The sequence below is a fragment of the Dryocola boscaweniae genome, from assembly GCF_025215095.1.
Taxonomy (GTDB): domain Bacteria; phylum Pseudomonadota; class Gammaproteobacteria; order Enterobacterales; family Enterobacteriaceae; genus Dryocola; species Dryocola boscaweniae.
Genome location: NZ_JALHAP010000081.1, coordinates 195881 through 222610 on the forward strand (window position 1 = coordinate 195881; position 26730 = coordinate 222610).

General features: G+C 50.6%; 21 protein-coding genes. 19 read left to right on the forward strand and 2 right to left on the reverse strand.

The genetic code is table 11. The features are described 5' to 3' along the window. Positions 1-40: 40 nt before the first annotated feature. From MUA00_RS16475 to MUA00_RS16560, 18 genes are all read left to right on the forward strand, one after another. Positions 41-2659: a fimbria/pilus outer membrane usher protein gene (locus MUA00_RS16475; RefSeq protein WP_271130468.1), complete on the forward strand. Its 2619-nt coding sequence runs from the start codon at positions 41-43 to the stop codon at positions 2657-2659. A gap of 11 nt (positions 2660-2670) precedes the next feature. After that, the gene (locus MUA00_RS16480; protein ID WP_456298739.1) at positions 2671-3237 is read left to right on the forward strand and encodes a fimbrial protein; all 567 of its coding nucleotides are present in this window, start codon (positions 2671-2673) and stop codon (positions 3235-3237) included. Positions 3238-3332: 95 nt separating this feature from the next. Further along, on the forward strand, positions 3333-3854 hold the full coding sequence (gene tssB, locus MUA00_RS16485; RefSeq protein ID WP_271124109.1) for a type VI secretion system contractile sheath small subunit: 522 nt from the start codon (positions 3333-3335) through the stop codon (positions 3852-3854). A 21-nt stretch (positions 3855-3875) separates the two neighbouring features. Then, a complete protein-coding gene (gene tssC / locus MUA00_RS16490) occupies positions 3876-5375 on the forward strand; it encodes a type VI secretion system contractile sheath large subunit (RefSeq protein ID WP_271124110.1) in 1500 nt (499 codons plus the stop codon). Positions 5376-5554: 179 nt separating this feature from the next. Continuing rightward, on the forward strand, positions 5555-6040 hold the full coding sequence (locus tag MUA00_RS16495; protein ID WP_271124111.1) for an Hcp family type VI secretion system effector: 486 nt from the start codon (positions 5555-5557) through the stop codon (positions 6038-6040). A 137-nt stretch (positions 6041-6177) separates the two neighbouring features. Further along, positions 6178-6714 (forward strand): type VI secretion system lipoprotein TssJ, encoded by a 537-nt coding sequence (tssJ, locus tag MUA00_RS16500; protein WP_271124112.1) that lies wholly within the window; start codon positions 6178-6180, stop codon positions 6712-6714. A 3-nt stretch (positions 6715-6717) separates the two neighbouring features. Further along, a complete protein-coding gene (gene tssK, locus MUA00_RS16505; protein ID WP_271124113.1) occupies positions 6718-8064 on the forward strand; it encodes a type VI secretion system baseplate subunit TssK in 1347 nt (448 codons plus the stop codon). Next, positions 8064-9419, forward strand: coding sequence for a type VI secretion system protein TssL, long form (gene tssL, locus MUA00_RS16510; protein ID WP_271124114.1), 1356 nt, complete (start codon positions 8064-8066; stop codon positions 9417-9419). The genes tssK and tssL overlap by 1 nt, the downstream gene beginning before the upstream one ends. Before the next feature lie 47 nt (positions 9420-9466). Then, positions 9467-13273 carry a type VI secretion system membrane subunit TssM gene (tssM, locus tag MUA00_RS16515; protein WP_271124115.1) on the forward strand — a complete coding sequence of 1269 codons (3807 nt, stop codon included), beginning with the start codon at positions 9467-9469 and terminating at the stop codon, positions 13271-13273. A 29-nt stretch (positions 13274-13302) separates the two neighbouring features. After that, complete coding sequence (locus MUA00_RS16520; RefSeq protein ID WP_271124116.1) at positions 13303-13992, forward strand: T6SS protein Cts1T; 690 nt, start codon at positions 13303-13305, stop codon at positions 13990-13992. Positions 13993-14052: 60 nt separating this feature from the next. Then, positions 14053-16260: a type VI secretion system Vgr family protein gene (locus tag MUA00_RS16525; protein WP_271124257.1), complete on the forward strand. Its 2208-nt coding sequence runs from the start codon at positions 14053-14055 to the stop codon at positions 16258-16260. Between the two features lie 90 nt (positions 16261-16350). Continuing rightward, positions 16351-16617 (forward strand): PAAR domain-containing protein, encoded by a 267-nt coding sequence (locus MUA00_RS16530; RefSeq protein WP_271124117.1) that lies wholly within the window; start codon positions 16351-16353, stop codon positions 16615-16617. Position 16618: 1 nt separating this feature from the next. Further along, entirely contained in the window at positions 16619-17461 is an 843-nt protein-coding gene (locus MUA00_RS16535) for a TagK domain-containing protein (protein ID WP_271130469.1), read from the forward strand. A gap of 17 nt (positions 17462-17478) precedes the next feature. Then, a complete protein-coding gene (locus tag MUA00_RS16540) occupies positions 17479-18276 on the forward strand; it encodes a type VI secretion system accessory protein TagJ (RefSeq protein ID WP_271124119.1) in 798 nt (265 codons plus the stop codon). Then, positions 18263-18766, forward strand: a complete 504-nt coding sequence (locus MUA00_RS16545; protein ID WP_271124120.1) for a type VI secretion system baseplate subunit TssE — start codon at positions 18263-18265, stop codon at positions 18764-18766. Before MUA00_RS16540 ends, MUA00_RS16545 begins: the two co-directional genes overlap by 14 nt. A gap of 604 nt (positions 18767-19370) precedes the next feature. Further along, positions 19371-19979: a helix-turn-helix domain-containing protein gene (locus tag MUA00_RS16550; RefSeq protein ID WP_271124121.1), complete on the forward strand. Its 609-nt coding sequence runs from the start codon at positions 19371-19373 to the stop codon at positions 19977-19979. Positions 19980-20139: 160 nt separating this feature from the next. Then, positions 20140-22956: an autotransporter outer membrane beta-barrel domain-containing protein gene (locus MUA00_RS16555; protein ID WP_271124122.1), complete on the forward strand. Its 2817-nt coding sequence runs from the start codon at positions 20140-20142 to the stop codon at positions 22954-22956. A gap of 63 nt (positions 22957-23019) precedes the next feature. Then, complete coding sequence (locus tag MUA00_RS16560) at positions 23020-23640, forward strand: helix-turn-helix transcriptional regulator (RefSeq protein ID WP_271130470.1); 621 nt, start codon at positions 23020-23022, stop codon at positions 23638-23640. Positions 23641-23714: 74 nt separating this feature from the next. Here the strand turns inward: MUA00_RS16560 and MUA00_RS16565 are convergent, their stop codons facing one another. Further along, positions 23715-24764, reverse strand: coding sequence for an AI-2E family transporter (locus tag MUA00_RS16565; protein ID WP_271124124.1), 1050 nt, complete (start codon positions 24762-24764; stop codon positions 23715-23717). A 143-nt stretch (positions 24765-24907) separates the two neighbouring features. Between MUA00_RS16565 and MUA00_RS16570 the strand changes: the two genes are divergently transcribed. After that, entirely contained in the window at positions 24908-26128 is a 1221-nt protein-coding gene (locus MUA00_RS16570; protein WP_271124125.1) for an MFS transporter, read from the forward strand. On the opposite strand, the gene MUA00_RS16575 is transcribed toward MUA00_RS16570, so the two are convergent. Next, on the reverse strand, positions 26129-26701 hold the full coding sequence (locus tag MUA00_RS16575) for a DcrB family lipoprotein (protein WP_271124126.1): 573 nt from the start codon (positions 26699-26701) through the stop codon (positions 26129-26131). Between the last annotated feature and the right edge of the window lie 29 nt (positions 26702-26730).

Here is a 26730-nt window from a genome sequence, read left to right on the forward strand (position 1 = left end):
CAATTGGAAATGCGCCGGCTGTGTCCAGGGAGTCAGGAACGTGAAACCGAAAGAAATTAAAAAATATGTCCGAAGCGTTCAACGCGGATCTCAATTAGCGTTTGCTGTCCGCCATATTCTGGTTGCTTCTTTAGGTGCCAGCTTTTCTGTGCTTGCCCAGGGAAACAGCGAGTTCCTGATTCCTGCAGCTAAACAAGCTTCACATCCTGAAACCGTGAAATTTAACAGCGAATTTATTCACGGTCTTAGCGTTGACGTATCGCAGTATTTCCAGGGAAACCCGAGTCCGGCAGGTAAATTTGTAATACAGGTTTTCGTGAATGGCGAAAACCGCGGTCGGCATGAAGTGTTGTTTACGCCTGTTGAAGGAAGCGTAAGCGCGCAGCCTTGCTTTATACGTGAGGAACTGTCCCGTTTCGGTATTAAGGTTGCGGACGCGCCGGAGCCTGATGAGTCCGGAAAAGAGCAATGTGCGGTAATTGAACGGTGGATAACTGGCGCTGAAGCCAGCTATCAGGCAGGAGATTTTAATCTCGATCTGACGGTGCCGCAGGCTTATCTGGTGCGGCATCCGCGAGGATATACCGATCCGGCTTCGTGGGACTCAGGGGTGACCGCGGCTCTGCTGGATTACAACAGTAACTTCTACGCTCAGCAGACGTCTGACCGTTTTAGCAGCGCTGATGGGCGTTCATTGAGCGGAAACCTCGGGCTGCTGGCCGGATTTAACTTCTATGACTGGCGGCTGCGTAAACGTATTAATACTCACTGGACCAGCGGTTCGCCAGCCCATACCCAGAGCCTTTTCACCCGACTTCAGCGGGATATTTCTGTACTGAGAAGCCAACTGACGCTGGGTGACAGCACAACCAGCGGCGACCTGTTTGACAGCCTGACCGTACGAGGTATCCAGCTACAGTCCGATGACCGCATGCTGCCGGACGGATTGCGTAACTATACGCCTTTAATACGAGGCATCGCGGAGACGAACGCCAGAGTGCAGGTGTCCCAGCGAGGCCAGACCATCTATGAAACTACCGTCCCCCCCGGGCCATTTGAACTAAGTGATGTTGGTGCGATGGGCTACGGCGGCGATTTACAGCTCACTATTACTGAGGCGGATGGCCGTGAAAGAAACCAGATTATCCCTTTCTCCGCGCCTCCTATGCTGCTGCATGACGGGGTTTCTCGTTTCGGCATCACGGTTGGAAAGCTCAAGGATAAATCTTTAGTTGAGGAGCCGGGCATGGCTCAGGGCTTCTACCAGTATGGCCTCGGCAATCTGTATACGCTGTATGGGGGAGGACAGTTTTCGGATAGCTATGCGGCGCTGGGTCTGGGGCATGCGTTTAACACGCGGTTAGGCGGGATTTCGATGGATGTTACCCGCGCGCGCAGCGAGCTGAAGAATGGCGAAACGTCCACCGGCAACAGCTTTAACATCGGTTATAGCAAATATCTGGACGCAACGGCGACGGATTTGACGCTTGCCGCTTATCGCTATTCGTCAAAAGGTTTTTATAGCCTGAGGGACGCAACTCTCGATCGCTACGGCTCAAATGATGACGCCTATCGGGTGGATTACCGCACAAGGCAGCGTTTTACGCTTAGCGTCGGCCAGTCGCTGTGGAATGGCGGAAGGCTGAATTTTTCCGGCAACTTTTATAACTACTGGGACGATCGTTCTTCTTCCCGGCAGTTTATGCTGACGTATAACAAATCCGAGCGTTATTTTTCCTGGTCGGCTTCGGTTTCCCGCACGTTTAACAGCGACGGCGAGGATATCAACAGCATGATGCTCACCGTGAGCGTGCCTCTTGGCCAAAGCACCATGGTTGAAAAGCCATTGTTCAGCACGCTCTACACTTCCGTTACGCATGACTCTGACGGTAGCAGCACGGCGCAGGCCAATATGATCGGTAGCCAGGGAGCGCAGAACGAGTTGAGTTACGGTGTGGGCAGCAGCGTTAATAAGACGAAGAACGATACTACCCTCGCCACCATTAATGGCAATGTGAACTACAACTCCTCCTTAGGGCAGTTTGGTTCTACTGCATCGCTGAGCAATAAATCCAGCCAACTGTCATTCTCCGCGAACGGCAGTCTGGTGGCACACGATGGCGGCATAACCCTGGGACCGCGCCTTGGCGACTACCCGTTTGCGATAGTCAATGCGCAGGGCGCGGAAGGCGCCAAAATGCTCAACGGATATGGTTCAAAAATTGACGCTAACGGCTATGCCATCGTGCCGTCTCTGACGCCGTATCGTGAGAACACCGTCGCGGTTAATACCGTCGGTCTTCCGGCTACGGTGGACGTCCTGGAAAATGAAAGTACCGTCATTCCCCGTATGGGAGCCGCCGTAAAGGTGAACGTGAAAACGCTGGTCGGTGATCCGATTGTGCTGACCGTGCGTGATGGGCAGGGCAATTATTTGCCGATTGGCACGGATATTCTCGGCGAGAATAATACCAGCCTCGGTATTGTTGGGCAGGGCGGTATGGCTTTTATTCGCGGCTGGAATGCGGCTAAAAATAATCTGTACGTTAAAAATTCATCCGGAGCGCGTATTTGCACTATTTATGCAAGCTCAGATATTTCTAACAAAATTATGCGAGCATTTGGTTCCGTCATCCAGGTAGAGGTTACATGTCATTAATTAACGCAATCATGCCGGGTATAAAATATTTCCGCGCAGCTTTACTTACGGCAATGGTCGGTAGCCAGGTATTATCAACCGCTTCCGCCTGCGTAACCGACTGTTCAATAGAAGTTAATTTTACCGGCAATTATACCGATGAAACCTGCAATGTAATAATTGATAATGCTGGCAATGATGCGGTGATTTCTTTACCGCAGCGGGCTACCCGTCTTTTAAAGCAAAATGGCAGCGAGACCGGGAGTACCCCGTTTGATATTACACTGAAAGATTGCCCGGCCAGCCGTACGGTAAGCGTGTTTTTCAACAGCAGTTTCTCCAGTGCGGATACCGCTACCGGCAATTTGCTCAATACTACCGGCGCCAATTTTGCGCAGCATGTGCAGATCAGGCTACGTAAAGAAAATAATTCGCAGGTCATTATTGATGATGCAATAACGGGGCAGGACTATATTATTTCTTCTGCCGCTGATCCATTAACTCACCGGTTTACAGCGAGTTATTATGCAAACGGGGACTCAACCGTCACCGCAGGAAAAGTCCATGCGGCGGCCGGCGTCGAGCTTGTTTATAAATAACAGAGGGAAGGACGATATTATTTATTATCTGAAAGCTAAGCATCGGACTAGCGACAAATTTATTCATAAGCATTTATTAAAGAGCATTTAATCCTATGAGCAAAAGTAATTCGCAGAAATTTATTGCGCGTAATCGCGCGCCGCGCGTACAGATTGAATATGACGTGGAAATTTATGGCAGTGAAAAGAAAATTGAACTGCCGTTTGTTATGGGCGTTCTGGCGGATTTATCCGGCAAGCCTCTGGAGCCGCTTCCTCCTCTGGCTGACAGGAAGTTCCTGAGTATTGATATCGATAACTTTGATGAGCGCATGAAGGCGATGCAGCCGCGTGTAGCCTTTGCCGTGCCTAACACCTTAACGGGTGAAGGTCAGTTGATGGTCGATATGACGTTTGAAAGCATCGACGATTTTTCTCCGGATGCGATTGCCCGCAAAGTGGATTCCTTATCACAGTTGCTTGAAGCCCGTACCCAGCTTGCCAATCTTCAGACTTACATGGACGGCAAAGCCGGAGCAGAAAGCCTGGTGATGGAAGTATTAAAAGATAAAACGCTACTGAGTACGCTGGCCAGCGCGCCTAAGCCTGAGCAGATTGATACTGAAGCCGCGTCCTGAAAGTGATCCAGAGAGAAAATTATGGCTACGCAAACACAAACAAGTAAACAGGCCGCAGTACAGGTCGAAACGCAAAGTGATTTCAACGACTTATTAACTCGTGAGTTTAAGCCGAAATCCGACCAGGCAAAAACCGCGGTCGAAATGGCGGTAAGAACGCTTGCCGAGCAGGCTTTATCAACCTCAATAACGATGGCTGACGATGCCTATAAAAATATCGCGGCTATTATTGCTGAAATTGATCATAAGCTTTCAGAGCAAATTAACCTGATCCTTCATCATGACGAGTTTCAGCGTCTGGAAAGCGCCTGGCGCGGTTTACATTATCTTGTGAACAACACGGAAACGGACGAGAAGCTGAAGCTGCGTTTTATGGATATCTCCAAGGATGACCTGCGACGCAACATGAGGCGCTATAAAGGCATCGCCTGGGATCAAAGCCCGCTGTTTAAACAAATCTATGAAGAAGAATATGGTCAACTGGGCGGCGAGCCGTATGGCTGTCTGGTTGCCGATTATCACTTTGATCACAGCGCGCCCGACGTAGACCTGCTTTCCTCAATAGGTAAAGTGGCCGCCTCTGCCCATATGCCGTTTATCACCGGCGCATCGCCGTCCGTGATGCAGATGGATTCCTGGCAGGAGCTGGCTAACCCGCGCGATCTGACCAAAATCTTCACCCAAAATCTGGAGTACGCGGCCTGGAATTCACTCCGCCAATCGGAAGATTCACGTTATATCGGCCTGGCGATGCCGCGTTTCCTTGCGCGCCTGCCGTATGGCGTTCGCACAAATCCGGTAGATAACTTCAACTTTGAAGAGGTCACCGATGGCGCGGATCACAGCAAATTTGTCTGGTCTAACGCCGCTTATGCGATGGCGGTAAATATAAACCGCTCATTCAAACATTATGGCTGGTGCACCATGATCCGCGGCGTGGAAAGCGGTGGGGTGGTAGAAAATCTTCCTTGCCATACTTTCCCGACCGATGACGGCGGCGTGGATATGAAATGCCCAACGGAAATTGCCATTTCCGATCGCCGTGAGGCCGAGCTGGCAAAAAACGGCTTTATTCCGCTGGTCCATCGTAAAAACACCGATTACGCGGCGTTTATTGGCGCACAGTCGCTGCAGAAACCGGCGGAATATTACGATCCGGACGCAACGGCGAACGCCAATCTTTCTGCCCGCTTACCTTATTTGTTTGCCTGTTCACGCTTTGCCCATTATCTGAAGTGCATCGTGCGCGACAAGATTGGTTCTTTCAAAGAGCGTGAAGATATGCAGCGCTGGCTGAATAACTGGGTGATGAATTATGTGGATGGCGATCCGGCGAACTCATCTCAGGAAACTAAAGCGCGTCGTCCACTGGCCGCCGCAGAAGTGGTTGTTGAAGATATCGAAGGTAATCCGGGTTATTACCAGGCGAAATTCTTCCTGCGCCCGCATTTCCAGTTGGAAGGGTTAACCGTCTCTCTGCGTATGGTTGCCAAATTACCTTCACTGAAAGGTGTTGCCTGATTCCGGAAAAAATAAATTAATAATTTATTTTTTCTTAAAAGATACGGCTGCGCCGGGTTTCCGCGCGCACTGTAAAAGCCAGAGGTTATTTTTATTTGTTTCGAATAAAAACTCTGTCTTTATTTCGTTCGTTACAAACGGTGTAACGTACTTCAATGAGAGCTGATAAAGGAAATAGTATGGCTCAGGATATGTTTATTAAAATTGATGGCATCGAAGGTGAATCTCTGGATGCTTCCCATAAAAATGAAATTGAAGTGCTTTCATGGCGCTGGGCCAGCAGTCAGCATGCAAATATGCATAGCGGTTCAGGCGGTGGTTCCGGTAAAGCAACGGTAGAAGATTTCTGCTTTGAACACTATGTAGATAAAGCCAGTACTAACCTGCTGAGCTACTGTCTGTCTGGTAAGCACATTAAAGACGTTCAGTTTGTGGTGCGTAAAGCTGGCGGCGATCCGCTGGAATATCTGACCGTTAAATTCACCGACGTCATCATTACTCGCGTTGAAACCGCAGGTTCAGTCGAAGATGAAACCCGTCCGCGTGAGAAAGTCACCTTCGCCTTCACTAAGCTCACTCAGGATTATGTGATGCAGAATGCTGAAGGCGCCAAATCTGGTGTTATTTCTACCAGTTACGACGTTAAAGCAAACCTGCGCAGCTAATACTGTCTGAGTAAGCTAACGGAGTTTTACCGCTTCGGCGGTAAAACTCCTGTCAGGTCGCGCGCATTAATTTTATGGCGAATATCGTCAAGCCAATGTGAAAAATTCAAAACATTGTTGAAGGCCCTGGTGGTGATATGTTTCTGCGAAAAGGATTAAAAAAATATTGTTCCGGCATGCTGGCAGGGATCGGGGCAATATTATTATCGGTATTGATTAGCGCATGCAGCAGCCATCATCCACTCCAGCCTGAGCCTGGTGAAATAAAGTTAAATCTGTTTGCCGCCAGAGATATTAATCCAAATAAAATGGGCCAGCCGGCGCCACTGAATTTGTTTATCTATACCGTTAAAGAACCGGATGCTTTTACTAACGCCGACTTTTTCGACATCGTAGATGGAAGCCGTAAAAATATGCAAAACGCAGCCTCAAAAATTTATGAGGCGATTTTACAGCCGGGTGAATCACGAACCCTGTTCATCAGTCTGAGTAGCGATATAAAAACGTTGGGGTTTGTAGGCGCCTATCGCAATCTCAACGATGCACGGTGGATAGTCACCTGGAATGTACCTGATAAGAAACAATCATGGTGGCAAAAATTTTTTAGCGAGGATTCGCTTGAGTTAAATGCTTATTTCCAAAAAACAGCAATTACAATTAAAAAAATGGATTAAACCATGAGAACAAATAAAGTCGTCTGGAGTGAAGGGCTATTTCTGCGCCCGCAGCTTTTTCAACAGCAAGAGCGCTATTTTGAATATTATGCTCATAAACGAGCTTCAACGCTCAGCCCCTTTTTTTGGGGATTTTCCCAGTATGAAATCGACAGGGAAGCGCTCACTTACGGCAAGTTAGTTCTGCGTACCGCGCGCGGGGTATTACCGGATGGCACACCATTCGATGTTCCCGACCATGCCGATCTGCCAGAGCCGCTGACCATTTTGCCCGAACATCTGGGAAAAATGATCTATCTGGCGGTTCCTTTGCGGCTGGATAACAGCGATGAAACGATATTTAGCCAGCACGATGCCAGCTCGCTGGCGCGTTTTAGCGCCCAGGAAGCCGAGCTTTGTGACACTAACGCCATTCGTCAGGGGCCGAAGCCGGTACAGCTCGCCAAGCTCCGCCTGAAGCTGGTTTCTCAGGCGGAGATGACCGAATCGTGGATAGGATTACCGTTAACCCGCGTTAAGGCCATTCAGCCGGACGGGAGCGTGCTGCTGCACCTGGAGGATTATATTCCGCCGGTGACTGGCTATGCGGCTAATCCCCTGCTCAGCGAATGGCTTACGCACCTCAATGGTCTGGTCAAAATGCGCGCCGAGATGCTGGCGAATCGTCTCTCCTCATCAGACGGCAAAGCCAGCGCCAGCGCGGAAGTGGTGGATTATTTGCTGCTGCAAATTTTCAATAAATACGAGCCCATTCTCGACCATCTGCGTCATATCCCTGAGCTACCGCCGATTATTCTGTATGAAGAGCTGGCCAAGCTGGCAGGCGAGCTGTCGACGTTTGTGCGCACTAAAACGCGCCGTCCGAAAAGCGCGCCAGGATACGACCATGCCAGACTTTATCCCTCTATTCGTCCACTGGTGGATGATGTTCATGATTTGCTGAATCAGATTCTGGTACGAGCGGGTCAGCTTATTGAGCTGCATGCGAAAGGTAACGGCGTCTGGTCGGCTTCGGTGCTGCCGAATGAGCTGCGTTCGTTTTCCAATCTGGTGCTGGCGGTTCATGCGCAGTTGCCGATGGACGTGCTGCAGCAGCAGTTCCAGGCACAGGCCAAAATCAGCGCGCCTCAGCAGCTACACGAACTGGTGCGTTCACATTTGCCAGGCCTGGTGCTGCAAAGCTTACCGGTGCCGCCGCGGCAAATTCCTTACAGCACGGGCTATGTCTATTTCGAGCTGCTTAAAAATGGGCCTTTCTGGGACAAAATTTCCGCCACCGGCGCGCTGGCGCTGCACGTTGCAGGTGAGTTTCCTGGTCTGAAAATGGAACTCTGGGGAATCAGGATCTGATGAAAGACGATATCGGTCAGCAGGTAATAACGCCTTCAGACTCTGTCCGTGACGATGCCAATTCACCGCAGGCGCAGGGAAAGTTTCTGCTTGATGAGCAAGGGGATTGGGTGCTGGAGCCTGTCAGCCAGAGCGGCGTGCCTACAGGTAACGATCAGCCATTCAGAAATGAGAGGCTGCTTCAGAGCGAGAGCGTTCAACAGCGCATGCTAAAGGTGCTCGCGGCGGAAAATCCGTTGCTGGAGGCCGCTCAGCCTCTTCTGCGTGCGCTCAGCGATATGCCGGAGCAGATCGTGGACATTGCGCACGTCGAGATCCTGAAAAATACGCTGAAGAGCCAGATTAACCTGTTCAGCGTCGTTTGCGACGAAGTGAATATCCCCTGGAAAAAGATGGCGATCGTTCGCTACTGCATCTGTACCGCTCTCGACGAGGCGGCGCACACCGCGCCCTGGGGGCTGGAATCCGGCTGGTCGCAGAGTAACCTACTGAACCATTTTGAAGGCGATAACGATGGCGGGAATAAGTTCTTCCTGCTTATCGGCCGCCTTTCGATGAATCCCAGTGAATTCGCCGATGTGCTGGAGGTGCTCCTGCGCATTCTGGGGCTGGGCTTCGAAGGCCGCTACAGCATCATTGAAGATGGCGATCGTCAGCTTACAAAAATCCGTCGGCGCCTGTTAACCATTATTCAGAGTACACGCGATACCACGCAGCCGGTTTTATCTCCGCATGGCCTGCAGCCGCACGGGCCGGTGCAGCGCGAGCGGTTAATTATTCCGGTCAGGCTAACCGCGCTGTGCGCGGGCGTGCTGGTGATGGCGGCTTTTATCTGGTGCAAATACTGGCTATCGCTACGCGGCGAATTTACTGCCAATAACATCTATGCGATGCAGAAAATCAATGTCGCCAGGCCGCCGGTAAAGATGCGTCTCAGGCTGGCCGTTTTGCTACGTAACGAAATACAGCAGCAGCTCCTGAGCGTTGATGAGACGCAGAAGCTAAGCAAGGTGGTGCTAAAGGGCGACTCGCTGTTTCTGTCCGGTTCGACCAGCGTTCAGCCCGCCATGGTGAACGTTATCGAACGTGTGGCCCGTGAAGTTCGCCGTGTGAATGGGGATGTGGTCATTGTCGGTCATACAGACTCCACGCCGATTAACAGACCTGGACTGCCGAATAACGTTGTGCTGTCGGAAAAACGCGCGGCGGAAGTGGCCAGGTATTTTCTCGCGGCAGGCCTGGCTGAGAGCAAGGTCAAAGTCGAGGGCGTCGGCAACAGCCAGCCCCTGGCATCAGATGCGACAGCTCAGGGACGGGCGAAGAATCGCCGCGTAGAGTTTTTTGTTACGTATTAATGAGAGCGACAATGTCTTATTTAAATAGAGTCTTCGCGGCGCGGTTTATGAAGACGCTGCTGATTGTGTGCTGTATTGCGCTATTGATTGCCGCTATCTGGTTTCTGGGGCCCTTTTTCGGCTTTGGTGAAACGCGTCCTTTACTGAGCATTGAGTCGCGCATCATTTTCATTCTGCTGGCGGTACTTTACCTGGTCAGCTTCTGGCTACGCTGGCCGTTCTTTATCGTGGCGATGGCAACGCTGTGCGTGCTTATCTGGGTGCCTGGTCCCTTCCTGCTGATAGGGGAAAAATACCCGTTAGCGTCGGTCAGCGTCAGGTTGTTCATTATCGCTTTTATTCTTTTCATCGCGCTGCTGTATGGCCTGTGGCGAATGCTGCTGGCGCTAAAAGATAACCCGGCTTTACTCGACAGGTTTATTCGTAATAAAGAGCCCGCGCCGGAAAATAACAGTTCCGAGGTTGCCTCGGTTATTGCTAACGCGGTGAATTACGTCAATAAAAATCGCAGCGACCTTTCTTTTTTCCAGCGCGTGATTCTGGCTCGTAAGCCGCTCAATGTGCTGCCCTGGTACATGATTCTGGGCACGGAAGATGCCGGGAAGACGTCCGCTATCCTGGGCTCAGGACAACATTTCCCACTGCCCGAACAGTTAATTCAGGTAGGTAAGCAGGGACAGCCGACGCGTAACTGCGAATGCTGGTTTGCCAATGATGCGGTTTATATCGATACCGCCGGCAAATATGTTAGCGAGCCTGAACAACATCTCAGCGAATGGCGCGCGCTGCTCAGGGCGTTGAAAAAACATCGGCCCGTTAAAGCCATAAACGGCGCCGTGGTGGCGTTTTCCGCCGCCGATATTATGGGATGCAGCAAAGCGGAACTGTTTGAACTTGCCTCCAGTATGCGTGCCAGAGTGGATGATTTACGCCAGACGCTGGGCGTGCGTTTTCCGGTTTACGTACTGGTCACTAAGCTCGATCAGTTGCCTGGTTTTGCGGAATATTTCAGGATCTTGACCGAGCAGGAGCGTGAACAGGTCTGGGGCGTAACCTTTCCGTATGTCGAGGCGATGAAAGCGTCAGTCTCTGAACTGCATAGCCAGATACAGAAAGAGTTTGCCCTGCTGGAGCAGCGTATTGAGCGGGATATGATTGTCCGCCAGCAGGAAGAGTATGACAACCGGGATCGCAAGAAGATGTACGCGCTGCCGCAGGATTTTCAGATGCTCTCCGGCCTGGTTGCGAAAGTGGTGCACAATATCTTTTTCGCTTCCCGCTACGATGAAACGCAAAGCTACACCACCCTGCGCGGCATTTATTTTTCAAGTAGCCATCAGCCCGTGGATTTTAGCCTGCTGAGTAACCAGAGCATTATCCGTAAGTGGTCTAACTACGTCGAGAATAAGACCCCGGAGGTGACCGCGTCTCTCACGGCACAACCGGGCGACCGCGATTTTCTTGTTAATGACGTTTCCTACGGCAGGCAGTATTTCCTCAAGCAGCTTTTCAGCGAGGTTATCGTCAAGGATGTCGGTTTGGCGCGCCACAATCTGGCTAACGAATCGAAGTACCGTTTGCAGCGTTTTCTGGGACATACGCTGTGCATCGCTTTGGCCTTTATCCTGCTTAATGGTTTTTATCATAGCTATCACAATAACGGCCAATATCTGGACGCAACGGACAGCAAAGTTATCGCGCTGGATAGTGAGGTCAGCCGCTTTGTTAAAACATCTAATGACAGCCTCCTTCCGCGCCTGCTGAGACTTTCGCAACATCTGCCCGAATACGGCGTGCTGGACGTATTTAACCCGACACTGGAATGGCGCTATGGGCTGTATACCGGTACCGATGTCGTGAATGCCTCCGATTCGCTATACCAGTTCTTTCTGCAGCGGCTGCTGCTGGCGCAAATTGAACAACAGGCCACTCAGGCGCTGCAAAAAGCGATTGATAGCGATAGCTCAGAGCAGGTTTTCGACCGCCTGAAGCTTTATCTACAGGTCTTCGGTCAGGGAGTCTTTGACCGGCAATACATGATTAACAGTATTGCCCGCCTCTGGGAAACCAACGGCAAGCTCCAGGCTTATGAGGAGCGGCAGATTTTTATCGCTCATCTGACAAACCTCTTCGCATCTTCCGACTGGCGGCGCTTTGGCCAGGCGGCAGATGATGGTCTGGTGAAATACGCGCGGACGATGCTGAAACGCGAAGATGTGGCCAGTCGTCTGTATGGGCGCATTAAGGACTCTCTGATAAAGGACATGCCGGCTGATTTGACGCTGAGCGAAATGGCCGGCACTCAGGGGAGTGAACTGTTTTCGCTGAACAATGAGGACAGCGAAACGGTTATTCCCGGGATCTTTACCCGCGCAGGCTATTACGAGCTGTTTAAAAAAAAAATGGAACCCGACCTGATGCGACTGGAGCGTGAGGACGCCTGGGTTACGGGCATGGACAACGCTGGCGGCACAGAGCATAAAGCCGCGAAGCCTCAGGTGAAGGTGACCGGTGAGGGCGTGCTGGTGAACCCGATACAGCAGCAAATACTGGCGCTCTATCTGGATGAGTACACCCGGCACTGGCAGACGTTTCTGCGTAATATTCGCATTAAAACGGGTCTTCTGACGCAGGACTATGGCAATCCCGGCGTAGCGGCGGATATCTATATATTGAGGACGCTGGCCGCGTCAAATTCTCCTCTTGCAAATCTGGTGCAGCGCGCGGTCGCCGAGACCACGCTGGTGGAAAAGGAAAGCAGGTCGCTGCTGGAGAATGTCAGTAATAAAGGGCGCATTTTAAATGCGGTAGAGAAAGTGAGTCTTGCCTGGGCCGCAATGGAAAAAAAGCTGCTCCGGGAAGGCGTGGATAACCATTTTGCGCCTCTGCGCGAATTTGTGACCGGCAGTCGCGAGGCAATATCCGATGTTAGTCCGACTGCGTCTGGCACCGGGCTGAGCAAGCTCATGGGGGCGCTCAATGAGCAGTACACTCTGTTCGTCATTTATAACGATGCGCTAAAGAACGGCGGTTCGCTGACGTTGTCCGACTCGGCTCAGAAGCTGAGCGCCGAATCGCAAATGTGGCCCGATCCCGTGCGCCATTTGATAAGCCCGCTGCTGAACGCCGCCTATGGCAGGGCAAGCAGGGAAAGCATTGCCAAAAGCAACGAAGGCATTGATGAAAACCTGGGACGTATCTGCCGCGCGACGCTGGAAGGACGCTATCCCTTTGCTCAAAGCCAGCGGGAAGTGGCGCTGACGGACTTTGAACGCTTTTTTGCCGCGGGCGGTCTGGTCGATGAGTACTATAAAAAAAATCTGGCGGATAAAGTCGACACCTCTTCTTATCCATGGCGTTACAAAGGCGATGCGCAAGACGGCAATGCGGGCTCGCTGGAGGTATTCGAACACGCTGCGAAAATCCGCAATGTGTTTTTCCAGGCTGAAGGTGGGCGCAAGCTATCGCTCACGTTTGACGTTTCGGTGCCCTATATGGAACCGACCATCACCCAGTTAAATATGAATTTTGATGGAACATCAGTGAATTATATTCACTGGCCGGTATCGCCGGTTTCCTTAACCTGGCCTGCCTCGCGCCGCGCTTCGAGAATTTCTGTCAACGCCACGCCGCGCACTACTTCCGGTACATCAGCCGCCATATTCACCGGGCCGTGGTCGCTATTTCGCTGGCTGGATAATGCAGACGATGTTGTTGCCACTGACTCAGATGAAACCTTCCTGGTCTATTACCTGGATAAACGCAGGGTAGATATTGAAATCAGCGGGGTGACTTTCGAAGGCGCGCTTGCTGTGGATCTACTGAAAGATTTCCGCTGCCCTGCCGCTTCTTAAAAAATGATGACCATACGCGAGGGAGAGCTATGTCGTTACGCCTGTATTTACTTGTCGATGATTCGCGAGCCGGTCTTTTTAAAACCGGAAGCAAAAGGCGGCGGGAAGTGTACTCCTTAGTGACCCAAAAGATACTAAAAAATATGGATTCCTCGATGCCTGATGATTATTTGCCGGAGAGTTATCCGTGGTGCTTTGTTATTTCTTTCGGCGCGTTGCGGGGTAAATGTTATGCCGGCGCATTTATGGTTCATCGCAATAGCCAGGGAGAAAAGTCGCTTATCGTGGTGTACAGCGAACGCTCTTATCAATGGTTGAAAAAAAATATGCGTACCGAGTTTCCGCTGACGTTCTGGATGGCGCGGATCTTAAACAATACGCAGAAAAGTGATTTTACCCAACATAACTGGAAACCATTGCGGCAATGGTTAAAAGCACTAAAACGGGCCTATTCCCCTTTCTGGGAATCCTTTGCTCTTACGCCCGCTTATCGGTTTAAAAATCATTCTCAGGCATTACTCAGGGAGGGTTCACAGGAGGATTATTGCATTCGGAATAGTGATGGTGTCGAGGTTATGCCGTGGACAAACTGGCCTGACTGTTTACAGCAGGAGGCTGGTATCTGGATCTGGCGGCAAAGCCGGCACAGGAAAATATTGGATTCGCAGAGAATTCCGTTACGACGCGCTGAGGCTGAACCGCCTGCCGCTTCATTCTAAGATATTCACAACGCATCAGGTGATTATATGTCACGTACTATTAAATTAAGTAGCCCGGCCATGCCGCTTCTACTTGGAGAGCCGGCGTTGGTAATCTCAAAGCTGGATGGGGAAGAGTCGTTCTCTTCGCTGTATTCCTACGTGATTACTGCTAAAACGCCTGCTAATCCCCACATTCCCTGGCAGGCTGCCTCAAATGTCGATTTAAAATCTTTAATCGGCAAAGAGATGACTGTCGAAATCGAACTGGATGGTAATGGGTTAGGGGATATTAATTCGGTTGGACAGGGCGCCAGGGAAATTTCTGGTATTGTGCAGCGGGCCCGTTATATCGGCCGCGATGCTAACCAGGCGCTGTATGAAATTATTATTCGCCCCTGGCTGCATCTGGCGGAACTTACCGCCGACTTCAAAATATTCCAACAAAAAAGCGTGGTGGATATTATTGAGGAAGTGCTGGGCGATTATAATTTCCCCTTTGAAAAGCGGCTGGCGGGACGTTATCCCCTGCTGGACTTCCAGGTTCAATACGGTGAAACCGATTTCAGCTTCATTGAACGTCTAATGGAAGAATGGGGTATTTACTGGTTTTTCGAACACGGCGGGAAAAATCATAAATTAATCCTCGTTGATAACGTTGGTGCTCATAAGCCTTTCCACAGTGAAGCCTATCACGTTATCCACTACGCCTCCGATCGTCCGAAGATGGATGAGGAATATATCAGCCAGTTCCATTTCCAGGAGACGATTACCTCCGGCAAATGGGTCACCAACGATTATGACTTTACTAAATCGCGCGCCGATATCATGGCGCTGGACAGTAAACCGCGGAAGACCAGCTTTAACCAGATGGAGATTTTCCACTGGCCGGGTGATTACGAACAGCCGGACATCGGCGAACAATTGGCGCGCGTACGCATGGAAGAGCGCGGCGCGCTGGGTTCACGCTGTGAAGGCTCAGGCGAATTACGCGGTATTGCCTGCGGTTGCGCTTTCGAACTGGTGAACTATCCCGTTGAGAAAGTGAACCGTGAATATATGGTAATACGCAGCCACCTGCTGGTTGAAGAGGTAGATCAACTGGCCGGGCAGGATGAATTCCGTTACCGCTGTGATTTTACCGTTCAGCCGACAACCAAAATCTACCGTCATCCACTTTCGGTACCGAAGCCAAAAACCAGCGGGCCGCAGACCGCTATCGTGGTGGGGCCGCCGGGCGAAGAGATTTGGACGGATGAATATGGTCGCGTGAAAGTGCGCTTCCTTTGGGATCGTTATGGCCAGAACCGTGAGACAGATTCTTGCTGGCTGCGTGTGAGCCAGGCCTGGGCCGGGAATAACTTTGGCGGGATCTATATTCCGCGTATCGGTCACGAAGTTATTGTGGACTTTATTAATGGCGATCCAGACAGGCCGTTAATCACCGGCAGTCTGTACAACAACGTCACTATGCCTCCCTGGGATCTACCGGTAAACGCGACGCAAAGCGGGCTGATCAGCCGCACCGTTGGCGGAGGGCGCAGCAACTTTAACGGCATTCGTTTCGAAGATAAGCCTGGTATTGAACAGTATTGGGAACAGGCGGAACGCAGTATGAGCCGCTTAACCAAGGAAAACGAAACTCAGACTATTGGTATGAACTCTGATATTAACGTGGGCCTGTCGCGCAACCTGTTTGTTGGGGCGAATTACATGTCAGACGTGATCGGTAACAGCAGCGCAATGATTGGTGCAGCTTTAGGGATTCAGGTAGGGGGGAGTCAGAGCGATAACGTTGCCGGTGCTAAGGGGATCAATGTCGGCGGGGCGTTTATGACCAGCGTAGGTGGTTATCATTCCATTTCCGTTGGAGGCGCGAGCACCATGGTGGCCGGAGGCGCGATGACGCTGACTGCCGGCGGCGAGCTGGTGATAGCGGCCAAGAAAATCAAAATCATCGGCTCCGACCAGGTCACCATTGAGGGAGGGGTGGTAAATATTAATCCGGGTGATTGCGGCAGTAACTGTGGCGGCGGCGGCGGCGGCGGTGGAATGATCGGCCTGCCGGGAATGCCTGCAATTTCTACACTGTTTGGCGTGGTTATTCCGCTACCGCCGTTGCCAGTGCCAACGGAGACACCAACGGTGACGCCAACGGAGACACCAACGGTGACGCCGACGGAGACACCAACGGTGACGCCGACGGAGACGCCAACGGTGACGCCAACGGAGACGCCAACGGAGACGCCAACGGAAACCCCAACGGGAAGTGCAAACCCAGAACCGTAAAAGCAAATAACCCGGCGATGAAGTCAGCTCATCGCTGAAATAAGCGCCGGGCCATCAATTTTTCTAAGGGCTATGTAAAGGAGAAAAACAATGCAAAACGCAGGACGAGTCGGTGATATCACCACGCACGGCGGTGCGATATGCACCGGATCTGGCGACGTATTTATCAATGGCCTACCCGCGGCAATGGCCGCTGCGAGTATTGCTCCCTGCGCTCTGGGGCATGGTGCGGCACCCATAGCGACAGGTTCTTGCTCGGTCTTTATCAACGGATTTCCTGCGGCTCGACTCGGTGATGTAACCGGCTGTGGTGCGGTTGTAGCTATGGGTTCATGTGATGTTTATATAGGTTCATAAAGTGAACATTCATTTTGAATGGCCCGTATCTCGCCAGCCGGTTGCGCTTGCCAGCGGTTTGACTGCAGATAATGCTGCCGTTTTGGATGTTATTAGTGGGGTCTTCGGACCCTACGACAGCACCTCTGGGCATGATGTCGTGGCATTTTACTGGCATATGGCCAGGCCCGTAATGCAGAATTTATGCGCCAGTCACGTATGCCGCCTGGAGGGGGTCGAACTGCAGTACGGTAGCGTACATCCTTTACGTCATGAAAATAACATTCAGGCAGGCCACTTTAAGCTGGTGATAAGCAGTAGTGGCGCGGGCGAACTCGCTGAACAAGCGTTCTATCATCTTATCTATCCTGACGGCTCGTGGGACAAAGCAAACAAGCTTCCTGAGGTTGAGGATATTCTCCCCAATGGCGGAAGTTATATTAACGACCTGCATTATTTTAACGAAGTGGTGCTGGCGCAGGATAAAAGCGACGATATTTTAAAAACGCTGGAAGTGGAATATAAGCGTTTTTTAATCTGGCAAGAGCTGGATGGCGGGCATTACCAGAGAATGAACCACCAGGAAAATCACATCATCAAAAAAGATTGTCGTTTTGATCGCATCAGAGAGCAAATTAAAGATAAAACTTTATCCGAATGCATTGTCGATCGGACTTTCCTCATGGAGAAAGTATGGGCAGAGCTGGAGACGGGCGAACTTCCGGACGATCTCTTCGCCGAAGAGGAAAAAATAGACATTCTCAAAACGCTTTCACCTGAACATATCGTTGCGAAAGGTAAATATAAAGTCCCTGAACTGGTGTTTCAGGACTTTTATAAAGTGGGACTGGATTCTTATTATTAACCGAAGGAGCAGGAATCATGCAGGATTTTACTTCCCTTAACCAGATGCTGAAAACAGCATCGCTGGATGAAATCTTCGAACAGGTACAGGGGCAGGTTAAAGCGCACCCGCAGAGTCTGAAAGCAAGAGAAGTACTGTTTAAATTATATTGCGTTGAAGGCCAGTGGGATAAAGCGCTTCTCCAGCTTGAGACTCTGGCGATGTTAGATGAGGGGTTAAAAAAGCGCACGGAGCTGTACAAAAACCTCGTATTCAGCGAAATACAGCGCGCTCAGGTGCTGGCTGGCGAGCGTCAGGCGGCGACTTTACAGGGTGAAACACCGCCGTGGATGAAGTCCTTACATCTGGCAAACGTTCTGCACTACGAGGGAAAAATCGAAGAGGCGGAAAAGTCCCGCCTTGAAGCGTTTGAACTGGCGCAGGAAAGCCCGGGGCGAAGCGATACGCTGGGAGAATTTTCATGGATTGCTGACAGCGATGGCCGTCTGGGGCCCGTTTGCGAATTTATCTGTGCCGGTGGCTATCGCTGGCTGCCCTTTTCTGACTTACAGCAGCTAACGGTTTCTAAGCCGGAAGATCTTTTGGATCTCTTGTGGGTTCCTGCCACCGCTAAAGCAGGCGACGAGATTTATCATGGCTATATACCGGCGCGTTATCCTGTCAGCGAGGCGGACGATCGGGACAGCAAACTCGGCATGAAAACGGAATGGGCGTCATTGTCTGGTACTTTTTCTCCAGCAAGGGGACGAAAGGTACTGATTACTGACCGGAACGAGCATTCAGTTATGGAAGCGGGCGACATTGTTTTCGGATAATTTAGCGGGGAAAAAACGGCAATATCTTCCTGATTTACTGGAACGTTTGCAGGATGATGAGCCGAAAAGCCCGCACGATCGCGCTAAGCCTGTTGATGTAAAAGGCATGCGCAGGCTGGTGCAAAAAGATATTGCCGACTTGATCAATCACACCAATATTGAGGACTCTCTGGAAGAGCATCGCCATAAGCTCATCATGGCATCAGTGCTCAATTACGGCGTTCCGGCTCTCATCGGCACTCAGGAAAATCATCGTAACTGGAACGTCATTGAGAAAACGATTCGTGAGGCGATTTTGCGTTTTGAACCGCGCATCATACCCGAAACTTTACTTGTGCGTTCATTGCAGGAAAGAGACAGCGAGGTACGGCATGCGATCGTTCTTTTTGAGATCCGGGGGCTGATTTACTGGCAGCCCAGGCCTGTCGATTTATGTATGAGCGGTCGTTACGACTTTGAGTCTGAAAAAGTTGACTTAACGCTGCTGTAAGTCAAATGCTGGGATGCCCATGTTTGCGTGTGTACTGTATTTGGGATAGTTGACCGGGCTTTTTTCCTGGCTATTTATCCCAAAATAAGGCGGCATTTTTTATTCCATATAACACATTTAAGATTATTCTGATTTTTGTTTTCATTTTGTTCCATTTTTAACCGTGTGTATGGAGTAAAAAGCTACCTAAATTTAATAAAGTGGTTTATTCTTTTGCAATTTGTTGATTTTTCAATAAATTTGATCGTTTTATATATTGGTTATAGACTGAACCCGGTTGAGCACAAGGAAGCGAGATTATAAGAACAAGGGAATATTTAATCTCTTCTTATATTTTAGTGCTTATTTAAATTTAGTCCCGATCTCTGTTTTGTTTCAACTGGAGATCGATTTTTTCACCTACACCTTATGTTAGCTTATCCATTCACATCTGTCAGGGAGCGACAAATTTAAGATAGCATTATATAAGAATAAAGATATATAAGTTCTGAATGGCTTAGCTTATCGTAAGTTGTTTCTATTCCTTTGTCTTTTCTGACAGGCGTTTTGTCACGTCTGGAGGTAATTGCTATTGATTGAAAAACGCAATACATGGGTGTGAAATATGTTAAACATATTATTAATGGATGCTAACTATTATCAAATATCGGGATTGAGCTTCTTAATCTTCAATCAGCTTACCGGCGATCGCCCTGGTGAGTTTTGTTTTTTACTACCGTCTGAAGAAAAAAACCGCGATATTGCTAATGTTATTTTCCATAATGACATGGTAACGATTAATCTTTTCAACAAAAGGTGTATTCACAGTGCTAATGAAGCAGGTCGAAAGGCGACGGAAAAATTAACTATTCATGTACCGTTTTTGTCCAGAAGCCAAACCCTCAATGATATCTCGATGAAGATCGGTAAGATATTGGCAATAGCCAGTGCTGATTATCATCTGTTTCTTAATAAAGAGGAGGCGTTCTGGAATTTTGGTTTAAAAAAATATGCTCAACTTTCGGTTACTGAAAATGACGTGATGATCCTGATTGGCTGTGGATACAACAGTACAGATATATCAAAAATCCTCAACCGCTCACGAAAAACAATAAGCACGCATTATCGTAACGCCAGTCGGAAAATGGGCGCAGCAAATCGGGCAGAGTTCTACCGCTATGCTTCGTTTATCGCTAAATGTGGGTGCGATGAACGAAACACTCTGTGTTTGTAAACGATTTACTTAAAAGGAATTAGTTATGAATAATGGTTTTAATAAATGGAGTGCTGGCACGCTGTCCATATCATCAATATTTTTCGCCATGAGTACTTATGCCTGGTCGGCAAATAACGACACTATTATTGCAAATGGTACAGTTCGGACCTTAGATAATATGACGTTTGAAAATGATACTAACGGGACATTTATTATTCAGGCGAAAAATAGTGCTGATTTTACTGCGACCCGGTTGCTGCTTAACAGTTCAGGAAACCGCGGCGGCGGCGTATGGATAGATAATGCTAAATTTACCGCGCAGGATTTAAAAATTAACGTCAGCGGGAATTCAGGCAGCGGTATTTATCTGGCCAACAATAGTGAAGCCATGCTGAATAATATTCAAATCGCTGCGCAAAATAATGCTCTGGGGCTGGATCTGGATGGCACGTGGTCCACGGCGCAGGGCAGGGCAATCGCCCGGGCCAGTGACAGCATTATCGCCACAGCCGGGGGAGATGCCATCAGGGTGATGGCGGGCGATTTGGCGCTGAATAATGTAACGGCGGCTACCCTGGGCAATTACAGCTATGCATTAAATGCGAATACTGATGCAAAAATTGACGTAGAGGGCGGAAGTTTCTCCACTCAAGGCGAATACAGCGATGCGGTATGGATCGTCTCACAAGAGTCCTCGGCAACGTTGAACAACGCAGTTATTACGACTCAAGGGAGACGCTCCACTGCGGTGAATGCGCAAAAAGGAACGGCAAACGTCGCCAACAGCATCCTTGAAACCCAGGGGGAGAACGCCTATGGCCTGTATACCGAGAATCAGATTCAGGGCGATCGCCTGTCGATTACAACTTCCGGTACCAGCGGCGCAGGTCTGTTCACGGCGTTGGGCGGCACTGGTACGCTGACTAATAGCACGATTATGACACATGGCGAGCTGGCGCCCGGCCTGCTGGCCTATCCCGGCTCACGCATTAACGCAGATAACGTGCAGATAGAAACCACGGGTAAAGAGAGCTTTGGGCTGTGGGGACGCGCGGGCACGCTTAATATCAGTAACAGTCTTGTCAGCACTGCGGGTGAAGAGGCAAGCGGGCTGTATGTCAACGGATATTCCTCTACCGCGGCGACTGGCAATAGCGTATCTCTGGATAAGGTAACGCTCAAAAGCGAACAGGCTCAGGCGATTAACGTCAGCACGGCAGCCCTGTCGCTGGAGGTGAAAGATTCCGCTCTTAGCGGTGGAAATGGCCAGCTTATGACCGTCAGTCATTACGAAGATACGATCGATCCAGCCAATAACCTTTATAGCGACGTGGCCTTCAATGCCGCAAACAGTTCGTTAAACGGCGATATCTCCGTGAGCGATCCGGGCAATATCGTAAAGGTTAACCTTACCTCCGGCTCAGTGCTTAACGGTGCGGCAAACAACGTGACATCGTTGGCGCTTGATGACAGCAGCCACTGGAATATAAATAACAATTCCGTTGTTGGACAGTTAACGAATAACGGCACGGTAGCTTTTTCCAGCCAGAACAGGTTCGACACTCTTACCGTGACGGGAGATTACGCGGGAAACGGTGGGGCGCTGGTGATGAATAGCGTGCTGGGGAGCGATTCCTCTCCGGCGAACAGGGTGATTATTGGCGGTGACGTGCTGGAAGGAACCACTAACATTTCCATTAATAATCTCGGCGGCCATGGCGCGCAGACCGTTGAGGGAATAAAGATTGTTGATGTCGGCGGCACTTCCCTGGGCCGCTTTGTCAAAATGGATCGCATTATTGCCGGTGCTTACGATTACGATCTCATTAAACAAGGAGAGAGCTGGTATCTGACCAGCAGCCTGGCTAACTCCGATACCGCTCCAGAACCTACGCCAGATTCTGTACCTGCGCCAACGCCCGCCCCTGCGCCTGTTCCCGTCCCGGCCCCAGGTCTGGTTCCCGCTCCGGCTCCAGATGTAGTTCCTGTCCGTCAACCGAAAGCGCCTCCGGCAGTCCGTCCGGAAGCTGCAAGCTACACGGCTAACCTGGCGGCGGCGAATACCCTGTTTATGATGAGCCTGCACGATCGCCTGGGGGAAACGCAGTTTATTAATATGCTAACGGGTCAGAAGGAAGTGACCAGCCTGTGGTTACGTCAGATTGGCGCGCACAATGTCTGGCGTGACGCCAGCGGGCAGTTGAAAACCCAGAGCAACCGCTATATAGCCCAGATTGGCGGCGATGTTGCGCGCTGGAGCACGGATGGACAGGACCGCTGGCATGTCGGTTTCATGGCCGGTTATGGGAATAATCACAGCAATTCTCATAACCGGCTAAGCGGCTATAGTTCGCGAGGTTCCGTTGATGGCTACAGCATAGGGGGCTATGCCACCTGGTATGCAAATAAGGAAAATCATACCGGCGCCTGGCTCGATAGCTGGCTGCAGTATAGCTGGTTTAACAACGAGGTTAAGGGGGAGATGCTGACGGCCGAAAGCTACAAATCTCATGGGATTACGGCTTCTCTGGAAAGCGGGTATACCTGGAAAGCTGGACAGTTTCTGGGCAGCCGCGGCTCGGTAAACGAATGGTTTATTCAGCCAAAGGCACAGGCGGTATGGATGGGCGTCAGGGCTGATAATCACCATGAAGCGAACGGAACCCGGGTTAGCGATGATGGCCAGGGAAACGTGATGACCCGACTGGGCATTAGAACTTTCCTGAAAAGCCATCATGAGCGCGATAAGAACAAACAACGCGAATTCCAGCCATATATTGAGCTGAGCTGGTTGCACAACACTCGTGATTTTGCGGCCCGGCTGGATGATGCTCGCGTCAGCCAGAGCGGGGCATCAAATCTGGGGGAGGTTAAAGTTGGGCTGGAAGGACAAATAAACCCGCGTTTGAATCTTTGGGGCAATGTCAGCGTGCAAATGGGAGACACCGGTTATAACGATAGCGCCGCTATGATTGGGATGAAATACAACTTCTAAGTTACGTTGTCAGACCGGCCCGGCCGGTCTGACAATTCAGACTGGGATATTCTGAGATTCGCTATGAAAATTTTTGCGAGGGATTGCTTTTATCGTCAGGGAGTAATGGCGTTATTAGATAAAATGAGTTTTGATTACACAGAGCAAGGCATCTGGGTCTCTGATAAGGTCTTTCTCCCCTTTTTTATTTTCCCCAAAAACAACGTGCTCGCTATTTATAATAACATCATTAAGCAGCGTATCCGTTCACCGGCCATGGTGTTTTGCGCCCGGCAGACAATTCCTTTTTTTCAGGATATTTACTTTGCTGAAAAATTCTATTTTGTTTCGCTGGATGCTGCTTGTGACACGGTAGAAAAAGAGATTAAGGATTCCATTAATTATTATCTAACCGAAAGACCTTCTGAAAAGGTTGCCCTGTGCCCTTATCAACGCTTGACCAGCAGAGAAATTGAAGTAGTCCAGTATCTGTTACAAGGGCATAAACCGTCATTAATATCGAAGAATATAAATATATCTTATAGGTATATCAGTATGTATAAACGTTCAGCAATGTGTAAGTTACAAGTAGAAACTTTTACTGAGCTTTATTGTAAGGTTAAATTACTGGAGCGTGTATTACTCAACGAATCATACAAAGTAGAAGGGTGTATAGTTACAGAAGCGATCCTGGAAAATAAGTAATACGCCGCAGAGAAATTAATTCCTGCGGCGATGTGGCTGCGGGTAAGAGGATATCGCCGATGAGCGCCGGGAAACTAACCCGGCAACCGGCTTTTGGGTCGCCCCGGACCGAGCAGAATCGCCAGTTTGGCGCCGCCTTTGGTAGTTTCCATGAGAATTTTACACACGCTGGTTAGCGGTACGGAAAGCAGCATGCCGACCGGGCCGAGCAGCCAGCCCCAGAACAGCAACGAGAGGAACACCACAAAAGTGGACATCCCAAGCCCGCGTCCCATCATGCGCGGTTCGACGATATTTCCCAGCACCATATGCACGGCGAGAAACAGCGCGCCGACCATAACCATTTCGTAGGTGCCGTTAAATAAGAACGCCTGAATCATTGGCGGGATAGCGGAAATCACCGAGCCGATGTTGGGAATATAATTCAGCAGGAAACCTAATACCCCCCACATCAGCGCAAACTGTACGCCCAGCAGCACAAGCCCCGCCCAGATAATAGCTCCGGTCCACAGGCTGATAAGCGTTTTAAGCGCCAGATAGTGAGTCACGCCTTTAAGCGCCCGGTGCATGCCGGCAATGTGAATTTGCGGATTAGCGAGGGCGAAACGCAGCTTATAGGGGACGTGGCGTACTTCGAACAGCATAAAGACCACGGTCATGACTAACAGTAAAATGCTCGCCATCGCGCCGGAAAGGCTGGTCATTAACGTGGTGGCGAAAGACATAACTTTTTCGGAGTCCAGACGCTGCAGCATACGCTCAGGCGAAAGCCTGAGATGCATGAAGGGGATCATCCTTTCAAGCTCCAGCACCTTCTGCGTCAGCATTTTGTTGTATTTCGGCAGCATAGCCAGAAACTCATTCATTGACGCCGCGAGCACGCCAATCAGCAGCGTGAGCATAATCAGCATCGCGAAGACCACTATAGAAATGGCCAGCGGGCGGCGTACGCCGCGACGAATAAACCAGGTGACGAGCGGGTTGAGCACAATGGCGAAAAACAGCGCCATCAGAAGCTGCACGATAATGTCCGCCGCCGCATGAATTCCCGCAAGAATGATCACGAGGGCGGAGAGTTTCATAAGAATGTGTAGCCCGGCTTTATCGGGTTCTGGGGAGGGCATGGAGAATTCCTTTCTGTTATCGATCTTCATAGTGTAGTGCTTCGTTTGTTTCTCACGCACGGGCGATATCTGAAAGTCCGTAGCTGAAATCCTGGCCCGGACCTGTTTATACTGGGGAACGGCTGTTTTTTAAGTGAATACTGATGCCAGACCTCGCTCCTCAACCCGCATTAAGCGGTTTCCGTCTCAATCTGCAGATTGTCTCCGTTGTGATGTTTAATTTCGCAAGCTATATGACCATTGGCCTGCCGCTTGCGGTTTTACCGGGCTATGTCCATGACATTATGGGATTTAGCGCCTTCTGGGCAGGTTTAGTCATTAGCCTGCAATATTTTGCCACGTTATTAAGTCGACCGCATGCGGGGCGCTATGCAGATTTACTCGGGCCGAAAAAAATTGTCGTGTTCGGGCTGTGCGGTTGTTTTCTTAGCGGCGTCAGCTATTTGCTGGCGGCGCTGGGTAGCGGCTGGCCGATGGTGAGTTTAATTTTGCTCTGCCTTGGGCGTGTGATTCTGGGGATCGGACAAAGTTTTGCCGGGACTGGCTCAACGCTTTGGGGAGTTGGGGTGGTTGGCTCCTTACATATCGGACGCGTCATTTCCTGGAACGGGATCGTTACTTACGGCGCGATGGCGATTGGCGCGCCGCTTGGCGTGCTGTTTTATCATATGGGCGGGCTGAAGCTTCTGGCGGGAATTATTATGGCCGTGGCGCTGCTCGCTATTGTGCTTGCGCTTCCTCGTCCGGCGGTAAAAGCCAGTAAAGGAAAGCCGTTGCCGTTTCGGGCGGTGCTTGGCCGCGTTTGGCTCTATGGTATGGCGCTTGCGCTGGCATCCGCAGGTTTTGGCGTTATCGCCACGTTTATCACGCTTTTTTACGACGCCAAAGGCTGGGACGGCGCGGCGTTTGCGCTTACGCTGTTTAGCTGCGCGTTTGTTGGTACTCGCTTACTTTTCCCAAACGGCATTAACCGTCTGGGTGGATTGAATGTAGCGATGCTCTGCTTTGTGGTGGAGATTATCGGGCTGCTGCTGGTGGGTTTTGCGGGCGAGCCGTGGATGGCGAAAGCCGGTACTTTTCTGACTGGCGCAGGCTTCTCGCTGGTGTTCCCGGCGTTGGGCGTGGTGGCGGTGAAAGTCGTGCCGCAGCAAAATCAGGGCAGCGCGTTAGCTACCTATACCGTGTTTATGGATTTATCTCTGGGCATAACCGGACCGCTTGCCGGCCTGTTGATGGCTTACGCCGGTGTGCCAGTGATTTATCTGGCGGCGGCTGTGCTGGTATTTATCGCGCTGCTTCTTGCCGGGCTGCTAAAAAAACGGCCCCCGGCTGAACAACCGGAGGCCGCGGCATTATCAGAGTAATTATTTGATGGTGATGGTATTGATGATGTTCTCAGCGGCAGTTTGCGCCTGTTGCTGATTATCCGCAGGCAGCGTTATCTGCATGGTCAGCAATTTATCATCCACTTTGCTCAGGATAACCGATGAGTATGCGGTCTGGCCTTTTGCAGAGATAACGGTGTCGAGCTGTTGCAGGTTATGGCCTTTAATCTCAATAGATTTGTTGGTCACTACCTGAAGCTGCGGGTCGCGCGCGCGCTGCTGGTCTTCCAGGCGTTTTGCCAGAGCTTCTAAATCATCGGTGGTGTTATCGCCGACAATCACGATGACCGCTTTCTGGCCGGTGGCATCGGAATAGACATGCATATTATTCGTTTGCGTGCCCACTTTACCGCTTTGATCGGTCATATCCGGCGGCAGTGCGAAACTCACCTTGCCGTCAAGCAGGCTAACCGGCTGCGCGTTGGCGTTGCCTTCTGCTGCAGCCCCTTCTGCTGCAGCCCCTTCGGCTGGCGTTTTGGTGTCGTTGTTGTCGCAGGCGGCAAGACCGAGCACCAGCAGGCCGATACCGACATATTTAACCAGGTTACGCATGACTTCATCCTTTACGTTAACAAGCCGTT

What these genes read in the sequence shown, in the direction of transcription:
- MUA00_RS16520 (WP_271124116.1), top strand. Translation starts at nt 13,303, where the DNA reads ATGTCGTTACGCCTGTATTTACTTGTCGATGATTCGCGAGCCGGTCTT.
- tssB (WP_271124109.1), top strand. Translation starts at nt 3,333, where the DNA reads ATGAGCAAAAGTAATTCGCAGAAATTTATTGCGCGTAATCGCGCGCCG.
- MUA00_RS16560 (WP_271130470.1), top strand. Translation starts at nt 23,020, where the DNA reads ATGAAAATTTTTGCGAGGGATTGCTTTTATCGTCAGGGAGTAATGGCG.
- MUA00_RS16530 (WP_271124117.1), top strand. Translation starts at nt 16,351, where the DNA reads ATGCAAAACGCAGGACGAGTCGGTGATATCACCACGCACGGCGGTGCG.
- tssK (WP_271124113.1), top strand. Translation starts at nt 6,718, where the DNA reads ATGAGAACAAATAAAGTCGTCTGGAGTGAAGGGCTATTTCTGCGCCCG.
- MUA00_RS16540 (WP_271124119.1), top strand. Translation starts at nt 17,479, where the DNA reads ATGCAGGATTTTACTTCCCTTAACCAGATGCTGAAAACAGCATCGCTG.
- tssL (WP_271124114.1), top strand. Translation starts at nt 8,064, where the DNA reads ATGAAAGACGATATCGGTCAGCAGGTAATAACGCCTTCAGACTCTGTC.
- MUA00_RS16555 (WP_271124122.1), top strand. Translation starts at nt 20,140, where the DNA reads ATGACGTTTGAAAATGATACTAACGGGACATTTATTATTCAGGCGAAA.
- tssC (WP_271124110.1), top strand. Translation starts at nt 3,876, where the DNA reads ATGGCTACGCAAACACAAACAAGTAAACAGGCCGCAGTACAGGTCGAA.
- MUA00_RS16525 (WP_271124257.1), top strand. Translation starts at nt 14,053, where the DNA reads ATGCCGCTTCTACTTGGAGAGCCGGCGTTGGTAATCTCAAAGCTGGAT.
- MUA00_RS16495 (WP_271124111.1), top strand. Translation starts at nt 5,555, where the DNA reads ATGGCTCAGGATATGTTTATTAAAATTGATGGCATCGAAGGTGAATCT.
- MUA00_RS16480 (WP_456298739.1), top strand. Translation starts at nt 2,671, where the DNA reads ATGCCGGGTATAAAATATTTCCGCGCAGCTTTACTTACGGCAATGGTC.
- MUA00_RS16575 (WP_271124126.1), bottom strand. Translation starts at nt 26,701, where the DNA reads ATGCGTAACCTGGTTAAATATGTCGGTATCGGCCTGCTGGTGCTCGGT.
- MUA00_RS16565 (WP_271124124.1), bottom strand. Translation starts at nt 24,764, where the DNA reads ATGCCCTCCCCAGAACCCGATAAAGCCGGGCTACACATTCTTATGAAA.
- MUA00_RS16570 (WP_271124125.1), top strand. Translation starts at nt 24,908, where the DNA reads ATGCCAGACCTCGCTCCTCAACCCGCATTAAGCGGTTTCCGTCTCAAT.
- tssM (WP_271124115.1), top strand. Translation starts at nt 9,467, where the DNA reads ATGAAGACGCTGCTGATTGTGTGCTGTATTGCGCTATTGATTGCCGCT.
- tssJ (WP_271124112.1), top strand. Translation starts at nt 6,178, where the DNA reads ATGTTTCTGCGAAAAGGATTAAAAAAATATTGTTCCGGCATGCTGGCA.
- MUA00_RS16550 (WP_271124121.1), top strand. Translation starts at nt 19,371, where the DNA reads ATGTTAAACATATTATTAATGGATGCTAACTATTATCAAATATCGGGA.